The organism is Mongoliibacter sp. (genome assembly GCF_007692705.1).
Classification (GTDB): Bacteria; Bacteroidota; Bacteroidia; order Cytophagales; family Cyclobacteriaceae; genus Mongoliibacter.
Window position 1 is genome coordinate 1 of record NZ_REBN01000037.1, and the last position, 4069, is coordinate 4069.

The 4069-nt window shown below is 40.6% G+C and carries 4 protein-coding genes; all 4 read right to left on the reverse strand.

What is annotated here, in order from left to right; translation table 11 throughout:
- Window positions 1-109: 109 nt before the first annotated feature.
- Window positions 110-1021: a 1,4-dihydroxy-2-naphthoate polyprenyltransferase gene (locus tag EA341_RS00555; protein ID WP_293010733.1), complete on the reverse strand. Its 912-nt coding sequence runs from the start codon at window positions 1019-1021 to the stop codon at window positions 110-112.
- Between the two features lie 79 nt (window positions 1022-1100).
- The gene (locus tag EA341_RS00560) at window positions 1101-1682 is read right to left on the reverse strand and encodes a glutathione peroxidase (protein ID WP_293010734.1); all 582 of its coding nucleotides are present in this window, start codon (window positions 1680-1682) and stop codon (window positions 1101-1103) included.
- Window positions 1683-1708: 26 nt separating this feature from the next.
- Window positions 1709-3499 carry an arginine--tRNA ligase gene (gene argS / locus EA341_RS00565; RefSeq protein WP_293010735.1) on the reverse strand — a complete coding sequence of 597 codons (1791 nt, stop codon included), beginning with the start codon at window positions 3497-3499 and terminating at the stop codon, window positions 1709-1711.
- A 32-nt stretch (window positions 3500-3531) separates the two neighbouring features.
- The coding region (locus EA341_RS00570) for an arginase family protein (protein WP_293010736.1) at window positions 3532-4069 on the reverse strand (538 nt) is incomplete at its 5' end.

Genomic DNA, 4069 nt, shown 5'->3' on the forward strand with positions numbered 1-4069 from the left:
CAGAAATATGGTGGAAATACTTAGAAATATGCCTGCGGCGAAATAATAGAGGTGTTTGGAAGTGAATGAAATGAAGTGTGAAGCGTGAGATTAGAAGCTAAAGAGTCACTTAAAACAACAACAAGCCCAGTCCAAATAAAATCACCCAAAGCAATGTGGAAATAGCCATTTTCTTCAGAAAAGGGTCAAGATCCAAAGCTTCTTCTTTCCGTTGTATGTTCAGTCCTATATTGAGCATCAGAGGTAACACCAGCCATGCCAGCATCACTCCCCAGTTGGCAACCTGAACAGCAAATAGCGGTAAAAGCAGGTTTCCGAATAATAGTAAAAACCAGTTATAACTGACTGCGGCCTTCCTACCAATCCGGACAGGTATGGATTTTTTGCCCGCATTAATGTCAGAATCAATGTCCCTGATATTATTGATGTTGAGTACGGCGGTACTAAAACAACCCAAAGACACTGCAGGCAACATAACCAGCCAGTCAAAATCAAGGCTGTGTAAAAAATAGGTTCCTACCACTCCCAACAAACCAAAGAAAGCAAATACAGAGATGTCCCCCAAGCCAATATAACCATAAGGATTACTCCCTGAGGTATAGGTAATCGCAGCATAAATAGCCAGAAGTCCAAAGCCCAGAAACAAAAGGAACAGCTTCCAGTCTCCCAAAGCCAGATAAAGCAATGCTATGCCTGACAAAAATGAGCAAATGGCCAGGACAATCATGGCTCTTTTCATTTCAGGTAAACTGATGATTCCTGACTGAACAGCCCTTATTGGTCCTTTTCTCTCCAAACTGTCTGCACCGTGTACACTGTCCCCATAGTCGTTGGCAAGATTGGATAAAACCTGCAGGAAAATAGTGGTGACAGCAGCCAAGCCAAATACTTCCCACCTGAAACTTCCTTCGAAGGCAGCCAAAAAAGAACCCATCAAGATGCTTGATAGGGCTAAGGGTAGGGTTCTCAACCTGATGGCATGTAGCCAAGCTTGTTTTTTGTTGGTAAGGATGATGTCCACGACTGGAATTTTCTGTAAAGCTAATAAAAAGACCTGTTTTCAAAAGTGAAAACAGGTCTTTACCGATGATGAAACGAAATTATGCGCTTATCAAAGATATAATTTCATCTGAAGTAGGATTGACTGAAGAAGGGAAAAATTTCAGTAACTCACCTTCTTCGCTGATAAGATACTTACAGAAGTTCCAGCTTGGTTCTTTATCGTTCCAACCATTCAAGTCCTTGTCTGATAACCACCTGTATAATGGATGTTTGTCTACTCCCTTTACCGATACCTTATCCATCATCTTGAAGGTTACACCGTAATTTTCAGAACAAAACTGCTTGATTTCATCATTGCTTCCGGGTTCTTGGCCACCAAAATTATTGGCAGGAAAACCGATGATAGTTATCTTATCCCCATGTTTTTCATTCAACTCCTGCAAGTCTGCATACTGTGGCGTATATCCGCACTTTGAAGCTACATTGACTAGAAGGAGTTTTTTGCCCTTGTATTGTGAAAAATCGACTTCGTTTCCGTCGATATCATTGATTTTGAAATCGTAAATGGACTTTTCCATAATTTCTTTATTTGGATTTGTTGCTGCCTTGCTATTTTCTTTTACTGCACTTGAAGTACATGCAAAAGCAATCAAGGTCATTAAGAATAAGATCTTTTTCATCTGTTTATAAGTTGATTTCATAGTGCTTACATTCTGTCTGGAACGTGTATACCTAACAACTTCATCCCTGCTTTGATTGTTTTGGCAGTGTGTGCAGAAAGAGCGATTCTAAATGCCTGCACCTTTGTGTTGGTTTCATTGAAGATGGAGAGTTCTGCATAAAACCTGTTGTATTCCTTAGCAAGGTCAAACATGTATTGGGCGATGACCGCTGGGGAATATTCCTCCGCCGCAAGTTTGAGTTTCTTTTCAAAGTCATGGAGAACCACGATAAGATCCCTTTCGGCATCTTCCAATTGCGCAAGTCCTTCAAAGCCAGTCATGCTGTAATCCACTCCGATTTGCTCAGCTTTTCTTAAAATAGAGGCAATCCTAGCATGTGAATATTGGATAAATGGTCCTGTATTTCCCTGGAATTCTATGGACTCCTGTGGGTTGAAAAGCATACGTTTTTTGGGATCTACTTTGAGAAGGAAATATTTCAAGGCTCCTAGCCCCAGGGTTTCATAAAGACTTTTTGCTTCCTCTTCATTGAACCCTTCAATTTTGCCCAATTCTTTGGTATGACTTTCTGCGGTATTGATCATTTCCTGAATCAGATCATCAGCATCTACCACAGTCCCTTCCCTGGATTTCATTTTCCCTGTAGGAAGGTCTACCATTCCGTAAGAAAGGTGATGAAGGCCATCTCCATAAGGCCTTCCGAGTTTTCTCATGATTTTGAACAGTACATCAAAATGGTAATCCTGTTCATTGCCCACCACATAAACCGACTTGTCAATTTTGAAATCACTGTATTTGAGGTCCGCAGTACCCAAGTCTTGGGTGATATACACAGATGTGCCATCGGCACGGAGTACTAATTTTTCATCCAAACCTTCATCAGAAAGGTCGACCCATACTGATCCATTATCCTTTTTGAAAAATACGCCCTTTTCCAAACCTTCTGCTACAATATCTTTCCCAAGTAGGTAGGTATTTGATTCATAGTAAAACTGATCAAAACTTACTCCCATCTTTTTATAGGTCTGATCAAAACCTTCATAAACCCAGGAGTTCATTTTATTCCAAAGTGCAACGGTTTCTTCTTCACCAGCCTCCCAAAGCCTCAGCATTTCTTGCGCTTCCATTATCAGTGGCGCATTTTTCTTCGCCTCATCCTCTGTTTGTCCCTGCTCTTGGAGAGCGGAGATTTGTTTTTTGTATTCTTTATCAAATATCACATAGTATTTCCCTGCCAAGTGATCTCCTTTGAGACCGCTTGATTCTGGGGTTTCATTATCTCCAAAGTGTTTGTAAGCCACCATGGACTTGCAGATGTGTATACCACGGTCATTTACCAAATTGGCTTTGATGACCTCATATCCGTTAGCTTCCAAAATTTGGGATACCGCAAATCCTAGAAAGTTGTTTCTCAGGTGTCCCAGATGAAGTGGTTTGTTGGTGTTTGGGCTGCTGTACTCCACCATTACTTTCTGGCCATTTGCAGGAAGCTTTGCCACATCTGTTTTTTCATAGATGTTTGTGAAAACGTCCATCCATGAAGATTCACTTACTGTGATATTCAGAAATCCTTTTACCACATTAAAGGCCGTTACATCTTCGCAGTTTTCTACCAGGTATTCGCCCAGCTTGGTTCCGGATGCCTCTGGATTGAGTTTGGTGACTTTTAGAAAAGAAAAAACCACAAAAGTAAAGGTACCTTCAAACTCTTTTCGAGTGGGTTGAAGGGATATATCCTCAATGTTTAAATGATGGTCAAATAGGTCTTTGAAAGCAAGTTGTAAGGTATGTATGATCTTTTCCTGAAGTTCCATGTGTTTTTTGTATTGCAGGGAATATGATTTGATTAGAAATTATCGAAAAGGGATTTGGTAGTTGCTTCCAAAATGTCAAAAGCATTTTCTGCCATCAAATTTTCGCTGTCCAAAGTTGGGTTTACTTCAACAATTTCCCAACAACAAACCCTCTTATCTTTGATCAGTTCGGCATTCAGTTGAAGGGCTTCTTCCACTGTAAGGCCATCGGGTACTGGAGTGCCTGTACCTACTGAAATGGAGGAATCCAAGCTGTCCACATCAAAGGAAATGTAAATTTGGTCACAGTCTTTTAACCTTTCAAGTGCTTCCTTGGCAATTTGGGAAACACCTTTTTGCCTCACTTCTGCAGTTTTAAAGTTTCTGATACTATATTTTTCAATCAGGTAATCCTCTGGCTCTTCCGTGTCTCTTACCGAAATGAATACAATATCTTCAGCATTGATTTTTGGAGCATCACCACCGATTTTTTTGATTTTTTCCCAATATTGAATGGTCTCCTCAGAGGGGTCATTTGCCTGACAATCCAAGTTATCTGTTTGAATACACATGGCCAAAGGCATTCCATGC